17 protein-coding genes are annotated in these 17,881 nt (G+C 68.6%); 3 read left to right on the forward strand and 14 right to left on the reverse strand.

The window, feature by feature from the left end:
• Positions 1 to 35 precede the first annotated feature (35 nt).
• Together KYC_RS08405 and KYC_RS08410 are read left to right on the forward strand one after the other, a co-directional pair.
• A complete protein-coding gene (locus KYC_RS08405; protein WP_008160939.1) occupies positions 36 to 1,013 on the forward strand; it encodes a Bug family tripartite tricarboxylate transporter substrate binding protein in 978 nt (325 codons plus the stop codon).
• A gap of 102 nt (positions 1,014 to 1,115) precedes the next feature.
• Positions 1,116 to 1,463 (forward strand): hypothetical protein, encoded by a 348-nt coding sequence (locus KYC_RS08410; protein ID WP_100148271.1) that lies wholly within the window; start codon positions 1,116 to 1,118, stop codon positions 1,461 to 1,463.
• Positions 1,464 to 1,524: 61 nt separating this feature from the next.
• On the opposite strand, the gene KYC_RS08415 is transcribed toward KYC_RS08410, so the two are convergent.
• The 14 genes from KYC_RS08415 to KYC_RS08480 form a co-directional block, all read right to left on the reverse strand.
• Positions 1,525 to 3,024, reverse strand: coding sequence for an aldehyde dehydrogenase (locus tag KYC_RS08415; RefSeq protein ID WP_008160943.1), 1,500 nt, complete (start codon positions 3,022 to 3,024; stop codon positions 1,525 to 1,527).
• Complete coding sequence (locus tag KYC_RS08420; RefSeq protein WP_008160945.1) at positions 3,021 to 4,268, reverse strand: Zn-dependent hydrolase; 1,248 nt, start codon at positions 4,266 to 4,268, stop codon at positions 3,021 to 3,023. Before KYC_RS08420 ends, KYC_RS08415 begins: the two co-directional genes overlap by 4 nt.
• A gap of 18 nt (positions 4,269 to 4,286) precedes the next feature.
• Positions 4,287 to 5,999 carry a thiamine pyrophosphate-binding protein gene (locus KYC_RS08425; protein WP_008160947.1) on the reverse strand — a complete coding sequence of 571 codons (1,713 nt, stop codon included), beginning with the start codon at positions 5,997 to 5,999 and terminating at the stop codon, positions 4,287 to 4,289.
• Positions 5,996 to 6,925 (reverse strand): HpcH/HpaI aldolase/citrate lyase family protein, encoded by a 930-nt coding sequence (locus KYC_RS08430; RefSeq protein ID WP_008160949.1) that lies wholly within the window; start codon positions 6,923 to 6,925, stop codon positions 5,996 to 5,998. The genes KYC_RS08425 and KYC_RS08430 overlap by 4 nt, the downstream gene beginning before the upstream one ends.
• Entirely contained in the window at positions 6,922 to 8,205 is a 1,284-nt protein-coding gene (locus tag KYC_RS08435; protein ID WP_008160951.1) for a TRAP transporter large permease, read from the reverse strand. Before KYC_RS08435 ends, KYC_RS08430 begins: the two co-directional genes overlap by 4 nt.
• A 2-nt stretch (positions 8,206 to 8,207) precedes the next feature.
• The gene (locus KYC_RS08440) at positions 8,208 to 8,684 is read right to left on the reverse strand and encodes a TRAP transporter small permease (RefSeq protein ID WP_008160952.1); all 477 of its coding nucleotides are present in this window, start codon (positions 8,682 to 8,684) and stop codon (positions 8,208 to 8,210) included.
• Complete coding sequence (locus tag KYC_RS08445) at positions 8,684 to 9,679, reverse strand: TRAP transporter substrate-binding protein (RefSeq protein ID WP_008160954.1); 996 nt, start codon at positions 9,677 to 9,679, stop codon at positions 8,684 to 8,686. Before KYC_RS08445 ends, KYC_RS08440 begins: the two co-directional genes overlap by 1 nt.
• 65 nt (positions 9,680 to 9,744) lie before the next feature.
• Positions 9,745 to 10,878: a YncE family protein gene (locus KYC_RS08450; protein ID WP_008160957.1), complete on the reverse strand. Its 1,134-nt coding sequence runs from the start codon at positions 10,876 to 10,878 to the stop codon at positions 9,745 to 9,747.
• Positions 10,875 to 11,687 (reverse strand): ATP-binding cassette domain-containing protein, encoded by an 813-nt coding sequence (locus tag KYC_RS08455; protein ID WP_008160959.1) that lies wholly within the window; start codon positions 11,685 to 11,687, stop codon positions 10,875 to 10,877. Before KYC_RS08455 ends, KYC_RS08450 begins: the two co-directional genes overlap by 4 nt.
• On the reverse strand, positions 11,684 to 12,715 hold the full coding sequence (locus KYC_RS08460; RefSeq protein ID WP_008160961.1) for an ABC transporter ATP-binding protein: 1,032 nt from the start codon (positions 12,713 to 12,715) through the stop codon (positions 11,684 to 11,686). The genes KYC_RS08455 and KYC_RS08460 overlap by 4 nt, the downstream gene beginning before the upstream one ends.
• A gap of 4 nt (positions 12,716 to 12,719) precedes the next feature.
• Positions 12,720 to 13,589, reverse strand: coding sequence for an ABC transporter permease (locus KYC_RS08465; RefSeq protein WP_008160963.1), 870 nt, complete (start codon positions 13,587 to 13,589; stop codon positions 12,720 to 12,722).
• The gene (locus tag KYC_RS08470) at positions 13,586 to 14,503 is read right to left on the reverse strand and encodes an ABC transporter permease (protein ID WP_008160965.1); all 918 of its coding nucleotides are present in this window, start codon (positions 14,501 to 14,503) and stop codon (positions 13,586 to 13,588) included. Before KYC_RS08470 ends, KYC_RS08465 begins: the two co-directional genes overlap by 4 nt.
• A gap of 102 nt (positions 14,504 to 14,605) precedes the next feature.
• Positions 14,606 to 16,111 (reverse strand): ABC transporter substrate-binding protein, encoded by a 1,506-nt coding sequence (locus KYC_RS08475; protein WP_008160967.1) that lies wholly within the window; start codon positions 16,109 to 16,111, stop codon positions 14,606 to 14,608.
• A gap of 194 nt (positions 16,112 to 16,305) precedes the next feature.
• On the reverse strand, positions 16,306 to 17,040 hold the full coding sequence (locus KYC_RS08480) for a FadR/GntR family transcriptional regulator (RefSeq protein ID WP_008160969.1): 735 nt from the start codon (positions 17,038 to 17,040) through the stop codon (positions 16,306 to 16,308).
• A 285-nt stretch (positions 17,041 to 17,325) separates the two neighbouring features.
• Here KYC_RS08480 and KYC_RS08485 point away from each other — a divergent pair.
• A partial coding sequence (locus KYC_RS08485; protein ID WP_008160971.1) for a DUF4202 domain-containing protein occupies positions 17,326 to 17,881 on the forward strand: 556 nt, incomplete at its 3' end.

Below are 17,881 nucleotides of genomic sequence, written 5' to 3' on the forward strand. Positions count from 1 at the left end.
AAATCAGCACACATACCAAACAGTGTGGAGACAGCATGAACCCGAGCAAGAGACAGTTCCTGGGCAGCGCCGCGGCGCTTTGCCTGACGCCCCTGGTGCCGGCCTGGGCCCAATCGTCGGAATGGCCGACGCGGCCCGTGCGCATCGTCGTGCCTTACCCGCCCGGCGGCTCGTCGGACATCATTGCCCGCATCCTGGCGCCCCGGCTGGCAGAGGTGCTCAAGCAGACGGTGGTAGTCGAGAACAAGCCCGGCGCCAACGGCAACCTGGGCGCCGGCATCGTGGTGCAGTCGGCGCAGGAAGGCCACAGCGTGCTGTTGTGCGACGTGGGCGCGCTGGCGATCAGCCCGTCCGTCTACACCAAGCTGAGTTTTGATCCGTCCAAGGACCTGCGCGCCGTCGGCATGCTGGCCTATTCGCCGCACGTGCTGGCCGTGCATCCGGACGTCCCGGCCAAGACCGTGCAGGACCTGGTGGCGCTGTCCAAGAAGCAGCGCCTGAACTTCGCGGTGACCGCGATCGGCAGCGCGCCGCACCTGGCCGCCGTGGCGGTGCAGCAGGCCACCGGCGCCCAGTGGGAGTACGTGCCGTACAAGGGCGGCTCGCAGGCGGTCACGGACACGATCGGCGGGCAGACGCAGATCATCATGAACGGTCTGCTGGCCACGCTGCCCCACATCAAGGCCGGCAAGCTGCGGCCCATCGCCATCTCGAAGAAAGAGCGCATGACGCTGGTGCCGGACATTCCCACGATCTCCGAGCAGGGCGTGTCCGGCTTTGAATCGGGCACGTGGCAGGGCGTGATGGCGCCCGCCAACATGACCGACCCGGTGGCGGCGCGCCTGGCCACGCTGATGGCGCAGATCGTCACCCAGCCGGACGTCGCCGCGCAATTGAACGAGCAGGGCGCCGAGATCGTCACCAAGAACTCGGCCGAACTGTCCCAGTTCTTCAACAGCGAGCGCGCGCGCTGGGCCAAGGTCGTGGCCAGCGCCGACATCCGCCTGGACTGACCCCGGCCAAGGCCCCCGCCTTGCGCGGGGGCCGTCGACAGGCGCACACTGGGAACGGCTGCGGCCCGCCCGGGCCGGCCCGACCCCGGTGGGAGCCTGTCGATGAAATCCATGATTGCCGTGGCGGCGCTGTCAGCCTTGCTGGCTAGCGGCGCCGTGCTGGCGCGAGACCCGCTGCCCACCGTCCCGCAGCCGCCCCAATCGGCCCGCACGCTGCCGGATACCTGCCTGGGCACCGATTGCCCGCGCACAGTGGATCCGGGCAAGATCAATCGCGATTGCCTGGGCACGTCGTGTCCGGGATCGCGCTATCCATCCCAGACCCCCGCAAGACCGCAGGACCAGCCGGGCCTGAAAGGCGCGCCTAAATCATGGCTGCCCCCGATCCCGCCCCGCCCGGGCCAGCCGCCCGTGGGCCCGCTGACGCCGGCGCCGGCGCTGCCTAGGTAGGCGTGCAAGCGCCGTGAGGGTAAGACAAACCGGAAAATAAACCGGCAAAAATTCCCCCGATTTAAACCGCCAGACTGACCCAGGTCGTCTTCAGATCCGAATACTTATCCAGCGCGTGCAGCGACTTGTCGCGCCCAAAACCCGACTGCTTGACGCCGCCGAACGGCACGGAAATGTCGCCGTCGGCGTAGCAATTGACCCAGACCAGGCCGGCGCGCAGCCGGCGCGACAGGCGGTGGGCGCGCGACAGGTTCGCGGTCCAGAGGCCGGCGCCCAGCCCGTAGACCGAATCGTTGGCCAGGCGGATCGCATCGTCTTCCGTGCTGAAGCGCTGGGCCGCCAGCACCGGGCCGAAGATTTCCTCGCGCACCAGCGAACTGTCCTGGCTCGCGCAGTCGAAGATCGTGGGTTCGATGTAGTAGCCGCCGGTGGCGCCTCGGGCCTGGCCGCCGCCCAGCCGCAGGCTTGCGCCTTCGGCCTTGCCGGCGGCGATACGGTCCAGCACGCCGCGCATCTGGCGCTCGTCCACCATGGCGCCCATGGCGGTGGCGGGGTCCAGCGGATCGCCGGGCTGCAGGGTGGCGGCGCAGGCCGCCACCGTGTCCATGAAGGCGTCGTAGATGCCGTCCTGCACGTACAGGCGCGAACCGGCGATGCAGACTTCGCCCTGGTTGGAGAAGATGGCCAGCGCGGCCGCCTGGGCGGCGCGGTCCAGGTCGGGGCAATCGTCGAAGACGATATGCGGCGACTTGCCGCCGCATTCCAGCCAGACGCGCTTCAGGTTCGATTGGCCTGAATATTCCATGAAGCGCTTGCCGGTGGCGGTGGAGCCGGTGAAGGCGATGCAATCGACGTCGGGATGCAATCCCAGCGCCTGGCCCGCGACCGCGCCCAGGCCGGGCACCACATTGAACACGCCGGGCGGAATGCCGGCTTGCTCGGCCAGCGCGGCCAGCCGGATGGCCGACAGCGAGGCCTGCTCGGCCGGCTTGAGGATCACGCTGTTGCCCGCGGCCAGCGCCGGGGCGACCTTCCAGGCCGCCATCATCAGCGGATAGTTCCACGGCACCACCGCGGCGACCACGCCAAGGGCTTCTCGCGTAATCGTGGCCAGGGCGTCCGGGCCGGTGGGCGCGATCTCGTCGTAGATCTTGTCGATCGCCTCGGCGTACCAGGCATAGCAGCGGGCGGTTTCCGGCAGGTCGAAGGCCAGCGCGTCGCGGATCGGCTTGCCCATGTCCAGCGTTTCCAGCAGGGCCAGCTCGTCCTGGTGCGTCTCGATCAAGGCGGCCAGGCGCAGCAGGCGTTCCTTGCGCTGGCGTGGCGCCAGCCCGCTCCAGACGCCGGCTTCAAAGGCGCGGCGGGCGGCCGCCACCGCGCGGTCCACGTCGGCGGGCCCGCAGGCGGCCACGTCGGCCAGCTTGCGGCCGTCGATGGGACTGGCGGCGGGGAAGGTTGAGCCGTCGGCGGCGTCGCAGTACGCGCCGTCGATGTAGGCCTGCCCGCGGATGGCCAGGGTTGCGGCGCGGTCGCGCCACCAGGCGGCGTCGCGGGCGCTCATGCGCGGGCCTGCGTGTCGTTGGCGCGTGCGACCATGGCGTCCAGGAGCACGTTGCAGCCGGCTTCCAGGTCGGCGGGCTTGGCGTCCTCGATCTCGTTGTGGCTGACGCCGTCCTTGCAGGGCACGAAGATCATGGCGGTGGGCGTGACGCTGGCCATGTAGACGGCGTCGTGGCCGGCGCCCGTCACGATGTCCATCGCGGCCAGGCCGCGGCGGGCCGCGCCGTCGCGCACCTTGCCCACCAGGTCCAGGTCGAAGGGCGTGGGCGGGAAGTACTGCACCTGCTTGACGTCCACCGTCACGCCGTGGCGTTCGGCGACGTCGGCGCAGGCGGCCAGCCAGCGCTCGTCCATGGCGGCCAGCGTGGCTTCGTCCTCGTGCCGCAGGTCCACCGTGAAGCGCACCTGACCCGGAATGACGTTGCGCGAGCCCGGATGGGCGTGGATTTCGCCCACCGTGCCGCGCCCGTTGGGCTGGTTGTCGTTGGCGATGCCGACCACGGCCTGCAGCAGGAAGCTGGACGCGTACAGCGCATCGCGGCGGATCGGCATCGGGGTCGGGCCGGCGTGCATTTCCATGCCGGTCACGGACACGTCATACCAGCGCACGCCCAGCGAGCCCGTCACCACCCCGACCACTTTTTCCTCGTGCTCCAGGATCGGCCCCTGCTCGATGTGGGCCTCGAAATACGCGCCCACCGGCCGGCCCCCAACCGGATCCGACCCGGCGTAGCCGATGGCGGCCAGCTCGTCGGCCACCGACTTGCCGTCGTGGTCGCGCGCGGCCAGCGCCACTTCCAGCGGGAACTTGCCCGCGAAGACGCCCGAACCCATCATCACGGGCAGAAAGCGCGACCCTTCCTCGTTGGTCCAGATGGCGACCTCCAGCGGGGCCTCCGTGACGACGCCGTGGTCGTTCAGGCTGCGCATGACTTCCAGCCCCGCCAGCACGCCGTAGCAGCCGTCGAACTTGCCGCCGGTGGGCTGGGTGTCGATATGGCTGCCGGTCATGACCGGCGGCAGATCGTTGTTGCGGCCGGCGCGGCGGGCAAAGATGTTGCCCACCTGGTCCACGCGCAGCGTCATGCCGGCTTCGCGCATCCAGCCCGTGACCAGGTCGCGGCCCTGGCCGTCCAGCGCCGTCAGCGCCAGCCGGCAATTGCCGCCCTTGGGCGTGGCGCCGATCCGGGCCAGGTCCATCAGCGACTGCCATAGCCGCTGTCCATTGATAGAAATCGTCGTCATGTCAAAAGGTCCGTGTGTTCATTGGCCCGAGCGGGCGATGCGAGCCTGCGCGGCCTCGCGGATCCCCATCAGGGTTTCGCCAGGCGCGATGCCGTTGGCGTCGTAGCGGATTTCCAGCAGCGCGGGCAGGTTTTCGCGTTCGGCGAAAGCCAGGGCGCGCTCAAAGGCGGGGCCGAAGTCGGCAGTGGTTTCGACCGCCTCGCCGTAGCCGCCGTAGCCGCGGATGATCTGCGTGAAATCGGGGTTTTCGAAGCCCAGCGCGATGGCGCGGGCGGGGAACTCGCGTTCCTGGTGGGCGCGGATCGTGCCCCAGATGCCGTTGTTGAAGACCAGCACGACCACGCCCAGGCGGTACTGCATGGCCACGCCGAGTTCCTGCATGTTCATCTGGAAGCAGCCGTCGCCCGCATAGCAGACGGCAGCGCGCTTGCGGTCTTCGAGCTTGGCCGAGATGGCGGCGGGCAGGCCGTAGCCCATCGAGCCGACGGTGGGCGTGAGGCTGGTGCCCGGGCCCGTGTAGCGGCGGTAGCGATGCGGGTACAGCGCATAGTTGCCCGCGCCCACGGTGACGCAGGCGTCGGCCGGCAAGTGCGCGTCCACATAGGCGGCTGCGGCGTCCAGGCTCATGGGGCCGGGCGAGGGCAGCGGCGCCAGGCTGTCGACCAGCTCCTGGTGCGCGGCGCGCACCTTGTCGCCGCGCGGCGCGCCATGTCCAGGCTTGATGTCCGCCACGGCGGCTGCGAAGCTGGCCACGTCGGCCACGATGGCCTGCGTTGGCGAAAACACGCGGCCCAGCTCGGCGGCGTCCGGGTATACATGGATCAGTTTCTGGCGCGGCAGCGGGCTTTCGATGAGGGTGTAGCCCTCGGTGGTGGCCTCGCCCAGGCGCGTGCCCACGGCCAGCACCAGGTCGGCGTCGCGCAGGCGCTGGCGCAGCGCGGGTGTCATGGCCCAGCCGACGTGCCCGGCGGCGTTTGGATGGCGCTGGTCGAAGCATTCCAGGCGGCGCCAGGCCGTGCCCACGGGCAGCTCGAAACGCTCGGCGAAGCCGGCGATCTGGGCGATGGCTTCCTGGCGCCAGCCGTTGCCGCCCAGCAGCAGGAAGGGGCGTTCGGCGGCGTCCAGCAGCTCGGTCATGCGCGCCAGGTCGGCGGCGCCCGGATGGCTGTGCACGCGCGGATAGCGCGGCAGGTCCGCCACGCGGGCGCGGCCCCACAGCGTGTCTTCCGGCAGCGCCAGCACCACGGGGCCGGGCCGGCCGCTGGTGGCCACGGCAAAGGCGCGCGAGATGAATTCGGGGATGCGGTCGGTGCGGTCGATCTGGGCGACCCACTTGGCCATCTGGCCGAACATCCGGCGGTAGTCGATCTCCTGGAAGGCCTCGCGCTCCATGAAGTCGTTGCCGACCTGACCCACGAACAGGATCATGGGCGTGGAATCCTGGAACGCGGTGTGCACGCCGATGCTGGCGTTGGTGGCGCCCGGGCCGCGCGTGACGAAGCAGATGCCGGGTTCGCCGGTCAATTTGCCATAGGCCTCGGCCATATACGCCGCGCCGCTTTCCTGGCGGCAAACGATAGGCTCGATCGCGTCGGTGTGCTCGTTCAGCGCGTCGATGCAGGGCAGATAGCTTTCGCCGGGAATCATGAAGACGCGGCGTGCGCCATGAATGCGCAGCTGCTGCATCAGGATCTGACCGCCGTTGCGTTCGGGTTGTGCTGCTGACGTCATGCGGAGTCTCCTTGTTGCGGGGCGGCCTGCGCGCGGCGCTCGGCGGCCCATTGTTCGAATTGGCGGTGGCGCGCCAGCAGGCGGCGCGCGGTGTTGTAGACGGGCGGGTCGATGCGCTCGGCGTCCTGGCGGCCGGCGCGCTGCGCTTCGAAGCGCGCCACGCAATCCAGTGCGGTGGACACGTCGGCGGGCGCGGGGGTGAACACGGCGTGGATCACGGGGATCTGCTCGGCCACCGTGGCGCACTTGGACTTCAGGCCGATCCGTCGCGCCCAGCGCACGTCGGCCTCCAGCGCGGGCAGGTCGCGGTAGTTGTAGGGGCAGTCGATCGGCACGCAGCCGGCCGCCGTGCAGTCCACCAGGAAGCGGGCGCGCAGGTGGTGCAGTTCAATGCCGTCCTTGCCGCGCTCGGCGCCCAGGCTGGCCGTCAGGTCTTCCGCCGCCAGCAGGCAGGCCGACACCCGCGGGCTGGCGGTCAGGATGTCGTAGGCGCGGTGCACGCCCAGGGCCGACTCCAGCGTGGGCACGATCTCGGTGCCGCCGGCGGGCAGGCCCAGTTCGGCTTCGAGCGCGGTGATGGCCTGGTCCAATGCGGCAATCTGCGCGGCGCTTTCCGCATGCGGCAGGAACACGGCGTCGGGCGCGCCGGGCATCACGCCGCGCAGATCCGCCAGGCCGTCTTCCTCCAGCTTGTTGATACGCACCGCCGCCACCACGCCGCGGGCGCGGCAGTCGGCGAACAGCGCGGCGATGCGCGGGCGGGCGGCCGGCCGCTCGGCCGGCGCGGTGAACTCTTCAAGATCGGCCACCAAGGCGTCGGCGCCGCTGGCCAGGCCGGCAGCCTGGGCCTCGACGTCCATGCCGGGCACGAACATCCAGCTGCGGCGCAGGGCCGCGGGACGGCGCAAATAGGGAACAGAGCTCATTGCACGTGCCTCGGCAGGAACAGGACAAGTTCAGGAACAAAGGTCAGCAGCAGCATCACCGCCGTCATGGCCAGCATCATCCAGGACAGCGGGCGCAGCGTCTGCATCATGTTGATGCCGCCGATCTTGCACGCCGCCATCAGGTCTACGCCCACGGGCGGGGTGTTGGCGCCGATCGCCATGTTGATCGACAGCAGAATGCCGAAATGGACCGGATCAATGTTGTAGTGGGCCAGCACCGGCATCACGACGGGGGCCACGATGATGATGACCGGGATCGCCTCCATGAAGGTGCCCAGCAGCAACAGCACCACGGTCAGCACCAGCAGCACGGCGATCTTGCTGTCGGTCCATTCGACCAGCAGCGTGGACAGCGCCTGCGGCACCTGTTCGGCCACCAGCACCCAGGCGAACAGGCCCGACGCGCCGATGAGCAGCAGGATGGACGCGCTGCTTTCTCCGGTGGATTTCAGGTTGTCCCACAGCGAGCGCAGGCTCAGCGTGCGGTACCAGAAGAAACCGATCAGCAGCGCGTAGAGGATTGCGCTGGAGGCGGCTTCGGTGGCGGTAAAGATGCCGAAGCGGATGCCGCCAATGATCAGCACGGGCACCATCAGCGCGGGCAGGGCGTCTACCGCCGCGGCGCGCAGCTCGCCCCAGGTGAACGGCTGGCCGCCTGCCCAGTTGTGCTTGCGCGATTGCCAGATGGCCACGCCGATCAGCGACAGCCCCAGCAGGATGCCCGGAATGATGCCGGCCATGAACAGCTTGCCCACCGACGTGTCGGTGATGGTGCCGTACACGATCAGCACGATGCTGGGCGGGATGATGGTGGACGTGGCGCCCGCGCTGCCCACCAGGGCGCAGGAAAAGCCCTTGTCGTAGCCGCTGCGCGCCATGGCGGGCAGCAGCAGGCTGCCGATCGCGACGACGTCGGCCACGCCGGACCCGGACAGCGCGCCGAACATCAGGCAGGCCAGCACCGCGACGACGGCCAGGCCGCCCTTGATGTCGCCCACGATGGCGGCGCACAGCCGCACGATGCGCTGGGTCAGCCCGGCGCCGTTCATCAGCTGGGCCGCCAGGATGAAGAGCGGAATCGCCAGCAGCGTGAAGCTGTCCAGCCCCACCACATACTGCTGCGCCGCCACCATCAGCGGCGCGGAATCGTAGACCGCCAGATAGGCCAGGCACGACAGCACCAGGCCGAACGCGATGGGCATGTCGATCAGCACCGTGATCGTAAACACGCCCATCAGAAAGAGAGCACCCGAAGACATCGTTATTCCTTTACGGCGGGGGCGGGTGAAAACAGCTGCGCAAGGTGCACCACCACGGTGATCGCGCAGGCGAACGGCAGCGCCAGGTAGACGGTTCCGGCGGATACGTCCAACGCGGGCAGGGTCTGGTCCATCGTCAGCTCGGCAAGCTGCCAGCCGGCGTAGCCCAGGGCGGCCAGACCTACGATGATCAGCACCTGGTTCACGCGCTCGAACGCATTGAGCACGCGCGGATTGCGCACCACGAAGGGCAGCAGGCCGGCCATCAGGTGCGATCGCTCGAAGCTGCAGACGACTCCGCCGATGAAGGCGGACCACACCAGCACCAGGCGGGGCAGCTCCTCGGCCCAATGCGGCGTCGTGTGGGTGACGAAGCGGGAAAACACCACATAGGTGATCAGGATCGCCAGCAAGGCCACCGCCAGGGCGGCGAAGGCCTTGCTGATGCCCGACAGGATGGCGGACAGTCGGATGAGCATTACTTGGCCTCGCGGTACTTCTGCACCAGCGCCATCAGTTCGGGGCCGTAGGTGACCGAGTAGGTCTTCCAGACGGGCTCGACGGCGGCGGCGAAGGCGGTCTTGTCGACCTCGTTGACCTGCATGCCCTTGTCCTTGAGCTGGGCGACGAACTGCTGGTCGCTGTCGCTGATCATCTTGCGCTGGGCGTCGCGCCACTTGTCGGCGGCCGCCTGCACGACCTTCTTGTCGTCGGCGGAAATGCGGTTCCACACCGGCTTGGAAATGATCAGGCTGGCGGGACCCCAGACGTGGCCGGTCAGCGACAGGTACTTCTGCACTTCAAAGAACGACGAGGTGTAGATGATCGACAGCGGATTTTCCTGCGCGTCGAACACCTTCTGCTGCAGGGCGGAGTACAGCTCGCCGAAGGCCAGCGGGGCCGGGTTGGCGCCCAGCGCGGTGAAGGTGTCCAGGCGCATCTTGTCCGGCGTGACGCGGGTCTTCAGGCCGGCCAGATCGGCGGGCTTGTTTACCGCGCCGCGGTTGTTGGTGACGTGGCGAAAGCCGTTCTCCCACCAGGAAATGATGGTCAGGTTCTTCTTGTCGGCCAGCTTGGCCAGCGCGTCGCCCAGCTCGCCGTCGAAGGCCTTGTAGGCCTGCTGCGACGTGGACCAGGTGTAGGGCAGCTCGACCACGCCGAATTTGGGTTCGATGGGCTGCAGCGAGCCCGAGCCGATGATGGCGGCGCCCTGGCTGCCGATCTGCAGGCCTTCCAGCATGGTTTTTTCGTTGCCGAGCTGGCCGCTGGGGAACAGGATGAAGTTGACGCGGCCGCCGGTCTTTTCCTTGACCTCGGCGGCAAAACCTTCGGCGGCCTTGTTCCAGCTATGGCTGGGGGCCAGCACGTGGCCCAGCTTGATGTCCAGGGCGTGGGCGGAAAGCGGGGCAAAGCCGGCGCCGGCGAGCAGCGCGGCGCCGAGCAGGGTAGAGATTTTCTTGTGGGCGAAGGTCATGGCAAGACTCCAGGGTCGGGATATGGGGTAAGTGGCGGTGGAAGATCGGCGGGTTGCGGCCCCGCTCAATAGGATTGCCCGCGCATCGAGGCGGGGTGGCCGGGCAGCGCGATGCGCGTCCCGGTGTCGGTCAGGCCGTTGTCTCCCACGGCCAGGACCTGCATGCTGGCGTCGAGGAAATTCCCGACGTAGAGAAAGCGGCTATCGGGACTGAAGGCCACGCCCTCGGGCAAGGCGCCCACTTCGATGGCGCCTGCGCGCGTCACGCGCAGGCCGTCGATGCGCAGCAGGACGATCTGTCCGCGGGGGTGGTGGAACCAGGCGCTGGACGGGTTGTTGGACCCCTGCACGATGGCGACTGCGGCGTAGCGTCCGTCCGGGCTGATGGCGATGCCTTCCGGGCCGTCCTCGACCATCACGCGGTCCACCACGCGCGGCGGCGTGCTGGCCAGATCGACCACGCTCACGGAATCCGCGTGGCCGTCGGACGCGCTGGGGCTGCCCATGTCCACCACCAGGGCCAGCGCGCCGTCGGGCGACACCACCAGGTTGAAAGGGACCAGGCCCGTCGTCAGGTCTTCGGCCGGGTCGTGCGTGACGCGCGGCGCCGGACCGCTTTCGTCGATGTGCAGCACGCCCAGGCGGTGCGTGTCGGTCTTGACCACGAAGGCGCGCTTGCCGTCGGCAGCGAAGGACACGGCGACGACCGCCGTGCCCATGTCCACTTCGCCGCAGACCTCGGCCCGGCCGCAGGCGATACGCAGCACCGATACGGAACGCCCGGCCTTGTTGGCCACCAGCGCCAACGTGCCGGCGCGGTTGATAGACAGGCCCGACGGCTGCAGGCCCGCCTGCAGCGTCTGCACCACGGCGGGCGGCGTAGCGGCCAGGTCGATCACGTGGATGTCGCGGCCGGGCACGGGCTGCCAGGCTGCGCCGTCCGCGCCCGGCAGCCATTCCATGGAATCGGCGACCAGCGCAAGCCGCTGGTCCGGCGTGACCGCCAGATTGACCGGGGGGCCGAACAGCGAGTTCGGCAAGGGCAGGGTGGCCACGAGTTCCGGCGCGGCGGGGTTGGCCCCCGCGTCGAAGATGCTGAGCGTGTCGCGGCCGGGCGCCAGGAAGCGGATCCGGCCGTCGTCCCAGGTGACCTTTTCGTCGTTGCCGACCAGCAGGAAATGCGGAGGGCGCGGGTTCATGCGGCCAGCTCCTCGGTCTGCGGTACGGCCAGCGTGGCGCCGATCAACTGCCGGGTGTAGGGGTGCTGGGGGGCAAAGTAGACCTGGCCGGCGTCGCCGCGCTCGACCACGCGGCCGCCCTGCAGCACCACGATGTCGTCGGCGATGTGCTGCACCACGGCCAGGTTGTGGCTGATGAAGAGATAGCCCAGGCCGCGCTCGCGCTGCAGCGCCATCAGCAGGTTCAGGATCTGCGCCTGCACCGACACGTCCAGCGCAGACGTGGGTTCGTCGCAGATCAAAAGCTGGGGTTCCAGCATCAGGGCGCGGGCGATGGCGACGCGCTGGCGCTGCCCGCCGGAAAGCTCGCGGGGGTAGCGGCCCGCAAAGGCCGGCACCAGGCCGACGGCGTCCATCATCCGGCGCACCGACGCCGCGCGCGAGGCCGCGTCGCCGATGCCGTGCACGCGCAGCGGCGCGGTCAGGATCTCGCTGATGGTGCGGCGCGGGTTCAGCGACGAATACGGGTCCTGGAACACCATCTGGATGCGGCGGGCCCGGGCGCGCGCGGGCATTGCGGTCAGCGGGCGGCCATCCAGCAGCGCCTGGCCCTGCGTGGGGGCCAGCAGGCCCAGCATCAGCTTGGCGATGGTGGACTTGCCGCTGCCGGACTCGCCCACCAGCCCGACGGTCCGGCCGGGAGGCACATGCAGGTCGATGTCGTGCAGGATCCGGGGCGCCGGGCGTCGCGAAAACAGGCTGGCGCGGGCGTACTGGAACGACAGGCCGTTCAGGCTGACGCCGGCGTGGGGGGAAGCAGGCTGGATCATGCCGGGACTCCATGGCGCAGGGCGCCGGGTTTCACGCACAGGCAGCGGTGGCTGTCGCCGGGCAGCGTGCCACGCTCAGGCCTGGCGCGGCCCGGCCAACTCACGATGGGCTCGCCGCAACGCGGTTCCGCGACCGGACAGCGCTCGCGGAAGGCGCAGCCGGTGATCGGGCTGTCCAGCGACGGCACGGCGCCGGAGATCGTGGGCAGGTCCGACCGCGGCGCGGTGCGGCCGGGCTGCGGGATGCAGTGGAGCAGCATCGAGGTGTACGGATGGCTGGGCCGTTCCAGCACCTCGCGCACCGTGCCGCCCTCGACGATGTCGCCGGCGTACATCACGATGACGTGGTCGGCGATACGCGCCACCAGGCCCATGTCGTGCGAAATGAACACCATGCCCAGGCCGAATTCGGCCTGGATGTCGCGCAGCAGGTCCAGCAATTCGGCCTGCACGGTGACGTCCAGCGCGGTGGTGGGCTCGTCGGCGATCAGGAGTTCCGGGCCGCACATCAGCGCCATCGCGATCATCACCCGCTGGCGCAGGCCGCCGGACAGTTCAAAGGGGTATTGCCGCATGCGTTCGCCCGGATTGGCGATGCCGACCCGGCGCAGCAGGTATTCGGCGCGCTCGGCGGCCTCGCGGCGGCTCACGCGCTTGTGGCGGCGTAGCACGTCGATGAGCTGCGTGCCGATGTCGAACACCGGGTTCAGCGACGTCATAGGGTCCTGGAAGATCATGGCGATGCGCGCGCCGCGCAGTTGGGCCAGCGCGGCCGGCGTCAGCGCCGACAGGTCCTGGCCGGCGAACTCCAGCCGTGCGACGCGGCGGCGGGCGGCGGCAGGCAGCAGATCCAGCAGGGCCAGCGCGGTCAGCGACTTGCCGCAACCGGACTCGCCGACGATGCACAGCGTATTGCCGCGTTCCAGGGTGAAGTCCACGGCGCGCACCACGTGCTTGGCGTGCGTGGGCGTGTGGATGTCGATGTGCAGGTCCTCGACCCGCAGCAGCGGATGGCTGGTGGCGGTCATCGGGTCACCCCTTCTTCAGTTGGATGGCGCGCAGGCTTTCGCCGGCTCGGTTCACGCACAGCACCAGCAGGAACAGCACCACGCTGGGTATCACCACCAGCGACGGCTGGAACAGCATGTTTTCCTTGCCCTCGGCGATCATCAGGCCCAGCGACGGCATCGGCGCGGGCACGCCCAGGCCCAGGAAAGACAGCGAGGCTTCCAGCGTGATGGCCATGGCGGCGTCCACCGTGCCGATGATGAGCAGGTTGCCCACCAGATTGGGCAGGATGTCGCGCCAGATGATCTGCAGATGCGTGCAGCCCTGCAGGCGCGAGGCGGTGACGAACTCGGCGTTGCGCAGTCCGGCCGCCATGGTGCGCGCGACCAGCGCATAGCGCTCCCACAGCAGCAGGCCCAGCACCAGCACCACCACGGTGAGCGAGGCGCCCACCACCGACACAACGGCCAGCGCGACCAGGATGATGGGCAGCGCCAGGCGCGCCGTGATCAGGAACGAGACCACGCGATCCACCGCGCCGCCGAAATAGCCGGCAGCCACGCCCAGCGTGGTGCCGATCACGCCGCCCATCAGCGCCACGGACAGGCCGATCAGCGCCGACACGCGCACGCCGTACAGGGCGCGCGCCAGCACGTCGCGGCCCAACTGGTCGGTGCCCAGGATGTGGTTCCAGTCGCCGCCTTCGGCCCAGACCGGCTCCTGCAGGCGCGCCAGCAGGTCCTGCGAGTACGGGTCGTGCGGAATCAGATAGGGGCCGATCAGGCCGGCCAGCACCAGCAGCGCCAGCGCGGCCAGCCCCGTGTTGCGGCCGATGCGGGCCAGGCGCGCGCCGCGCGGTGCGGCGGGCAGGGCAGAGGCAAGGGTGTTGTTCATGTCGCGGCTCGCACTCGGGGGTCCAGCCAACCGTTGATCAGATCGGCGGCCAGGGTCAGGACGATGTAGATCAGCGCGAAGATCAGGATCAGCGCCTGCATCGTGGGAAAGTCGCCGCGCAGGATGGACGTCCAGGCCAGCAGCCCGGCGCCGTTGATGGCGAAGACGGTCTCGATCACCACGGAACCGGCCAGCAGCGTGCCCATCTGGGCGGCGGCCAGCGACACCAGCGGACGCAGCGCATTGCGCAGGGCGTACTTGCCCACCACGCTTGCGCCGCCCAGGCCCATGGCGCGCGCGGTGCGGATGTAGTCGGTGGCCAGCACCGCCTCCATCTCGGATTTCATCAGACGCAGCATCGCGGGCATGGCGAACAGGCCCAGCGCCACGACCGGCATCACGTAATGCTTCCAGGTGTCGAAGCCGGACGCGGGCAGCCACTGGTTGCGCACGCTGAAGACGATGATCAGCAGGAACGCCAGGCAGAACGGCGGCATCGCCTGCGCGCAGGCGGACAGCATCATCGTGGCGCGGTCTATCAGCGATCCCTTGCGCAGTCCCGCCAGCACACCCAGCGGAATCGCCAGCAGCAGCGCGAACGCCATCGCGGCCAGGCCCAGCTTGGCGGTGGCCGGGAAATGCTGCGACAGCAGTTCGGCCACGGGGCGGCTGAAATACAGGCTGTCGCCGAAGTCCCCGCGCACCACGCCGGCCAGCCAGCGGCCGTACTGCGTCAGGATGGGATCGTCAAAGCCGTGCAGCTGAGACAGGCGGGCGGCATCGGCCGCGCTGCCTTCGCCGGCCAGGCGCGCGGCCGGGTTGCCGGACGCGAACACCAGCGAGAAGCTGATCAGCGACACGAACACGACCAGCAGGGCGGCAACCAGCAGGCGGCGAAACAGGAATGCAATCATGGGTCAACCTTTGTCCTTGCGAGGGCGCGCAGCGCCCCGCCCGGACGCGTCGGCGTCCGGATGGGTAGCGGCACTGCGCGCCGGCGCGGCCGGCCAGCCGGCTCAGTTCCAGCGGGCCTTGTAGAAGCGCGGGAACTCGTCGCCGTCGACCGAGAAGTTCAGGTCCTTGGCCTGCACGGCGTTCAGCGAGTGGTTCCACAGCGGCACCCAGTAGGCCTGTTCGGCCACGATCTTCTGGGCCGCCGCGTAGTTCTTCGCGCGCACGTCGCGGTCGACGGTGGTGTCCGCCGTCTCAAGGTGCTTGATGACCTCGGGGTTACGGGCCTGGTCGTCCGGGCCGCCGCGGAAGAAGTTGCTGGTGGACAGGGCCGCGTCGGCAATGCCGTACGAGCCCCAGTTGGACGACAGCATGGCGATCTTGCCGTCGCGCCAGTTGGTCATGGCGGTGCCGTACTGCTGTTCCACCAGGTTGAGCTTGATGCCGGCCTGGGCCATCTGCGCGGCAGCGGCGTCCAGGATGGCGCGCGGCGGGGCCGAGATCACCAGATCCAGAGAGACGCCATTGGGGTAGCCGGCCTGCGCCAGCAGCTGCTTGGCGCGGGCGGGGTCGAACTTGTAGGACTGCACGTCGCCGGCGCAGCCGAACTGGGCCGGGTTGCAGGCGGCGTTGATGACCTTGGACGCGCCCCCGACCAGCGCCTTGCGGATGGCTTCGCGGTCGATGGCGTAGTTGATGGCCTGGCGCACTTCCTGCTTGGCCAGCGGCGACTTGCCGTCGTCAAAGCGCGGATTCAGCGAGATATAGCTGATGCGCATGATGCTGCTGCTCTTGACCGTGACCGACGGCGTCTTTTCCATGCGCTTGGCCACGTCCGGCGGCACGCGCCAGATCCAGTCCAGGCCGCCCGACAGCAGCTCGGCGTATTGCGTGTTGGCGTCCGGCAGCACCCGCACGACCAGCGTCTTCACGGCCGGCTTGGGACCGAAGTAGTCCTCGTAGCGCTCGTACACGTAGCGGCTGCCGGGCTGGCTTTCCACCAGGCGGTAGGGGCCGGTGCCGATGGGCTTGGCGCCCATCTCGGACTGGTTGGCTTCGTAGTACTTGCGCGGATAGATCGGCAGGTTCTCGGACAGCATCTCCAGCGCCAGCGGATACGGCGTCTTCATCTTGATGCGGACCGTGTCCTCCGACGCCTTCTCAACCTTGGCGATCCACGCCACCTGGTTCTGGAAGCGAGCCTTGTAGCCCTCGGACGACACCAGGTTCAGCGTGTACAGCACGTCGTCGATGGTCAGCAGGGACCCGTCGTGGAACTTCACGTCCTTGCGGATCGGCAGTTCGATGGTGGTGTCGTCGACGAACTTGTAGCCCGTGGCGATGGCCGGGCCGAATTCGCCCGTGTCTTGATTCTTTTGCAGCAGACCCGAGAAGACCATGCGCGCCAGCGCCAGGCCCGGACGGTCCGATTCCTTGTACGCGTCCAGCGTGGCGGGCGCCGCGTCGAAGGCGATATTGAGGGAGTTGTCAGCCTTGTTGGCCTGGGCGGCATGGGCGCCTAGCGCCAATAGCGCCGCGCTCACTAGCTTCACGGTACGGGTCAGCTGCATGTTTTCACCTTGATATGTTTTAAGTATGTGTCGGGGACTACTGGAACTTCGGAACTGCGGGTGCTGCAAATCGTTGGGCAAGCCGCTCCCGTTGCCGCAGGCGGCGCCATCGGGCGCCGGCGGTGCATGCACGGTCGGAAGGGAAGGTCGCCGGCGCGGTCGCGCCAGGCTGCGGGGGTTAGAGGGGCGTCAAATCATCGGATTCCGACGCTGCCGAAGTCTTCCCGCAGGCGCGCCAGGATGCCGACCAGATGGTCGTGCATGGCGTGGCGCGCGCGGATCGGATCGCGGTCGACGATGGCCGCGAGAATGCGTTCATGTTCCTTCTGGGCTTCGATCCACACCTTGGTGGTGACGAAGTGTTCTTCCAGGCGATGGAAAACCGGGCTCAGCGTGCTGAGATGCCAGATATGCGAAATGGCGGCGGCCAGCGCGGCGTTGCCGCAGGCCGCCCCGATCGCGCCATGGAAGGCGCGGTCGTGGATGCTGGGCGATTCGGTCAGCGACATGCCTTCGTGCGCGGCGCGGATCGCCGCGATCTGCGCGGGCGAGGCCTTCTGCGCGGCCAGCGCGGCGCATTCGGGTTCGATCAGCAGGCGCGTTTCCAGCAGGTCGAAGGGGCCGATGTCGGTGGCTTCGACGCCATTGGCGTCAGGCTGCGCCTCGCGCGCGTCCCGGTACAGGCCGTCTTCGCGCGCCTGGCAGACGAATACGCCCGTGCCCACCCGAACCTCGACATAGCCTTCAATTTCCAGCGCGATCAGCGCTTCGCGCACCGACGCGCGGCTCACCTGCAGCTGCTCGGCCAGTTCGCGCTCGGCGGGCAGCCGGCCGCCCGCAGGGAAGTCGCCCGCCTTGATGCGCGCGGCGATCTGGTCGGCAATCATGCGGTAGAGGCGGGTGGAGGCGACAGCCTGCAGTGAAGTCATTGTCGGAGGGAGTGAATGAATGGGGTGTAGAGCGTAATGGGTCTTGGGACCTTGTGTCTTGCGGGAATCGCGGGGTTAGGCAAATTTGCCCGGGTGCCTGATGGTCCAGTGGTCAGGCCACTGGACGAAATGTACCGGAGCAGAATGGCGTTGGGAACCGGCGGCAACCCGATTTCCGTGATTTTTAGGGAAAACCACTACCGGCGCGCGCGCCCGGTATGATGATTTCCTTCGCGCCCCCGAACCCGTGACGGCCGCGCCCCCGGCCTTTTGGAAGCCCCTCGCATGAACGACCGCCTGCAACAGACGCTGCGCCGCTTTGACGACTACAACGCCGCCGATCCCAACTCGTTCACGTGGGAGGGGCGGACCTGTCCGCAGGAGCTTTTCCTGGCGGAAAAGCTGCATGAGTGGGTCTTGACGCTGGCGCCGGACGCCGCCGAGCCGCTGATCCTGGCTTCCCGCTGCCAGCACATCGGCCGCTGGGAGATCACGCGCGGCAGCTATCCGGAAGGCAGGATCGGCTATCTGTCGTGGCGCAAGGCGCTGGCCCGGCATCACGCCAGCATCGCGCAGGACATCATCAAGGACGCCGGCTATCCGGACAGCGTGTCCGAACGCGTAGCCGCGATCCTGATGAAGCAGGGGATCAAGCAAGACCCGGACGTGCAGGTGATGGAAAACGCGCTATGCCTCGTGTTCCTGCAGTACCAGTACGAAGCCTTCCATCCGGCGCACCCGGACAAGATCGTAGAGATACTCAGGAAGTCGCTGCTGAAGATGGATGGCGCCGGACACCAGCAGGCGCTGGGCCTCCGTATTCGCCGCTGGACTGGGCTAC

It is taken from the genome of Achromobacter arsenitoxydans SY8, assembly GCF_000236785.1.
GTDB classification, from domain to species: domain Bacteria; phylum Pseudomonadota; class Gammaproteobacteria; order Burkholderiales; family Burkholderiaceae_B; genus Achromobacter; species Achromobacter arsenitoxydans.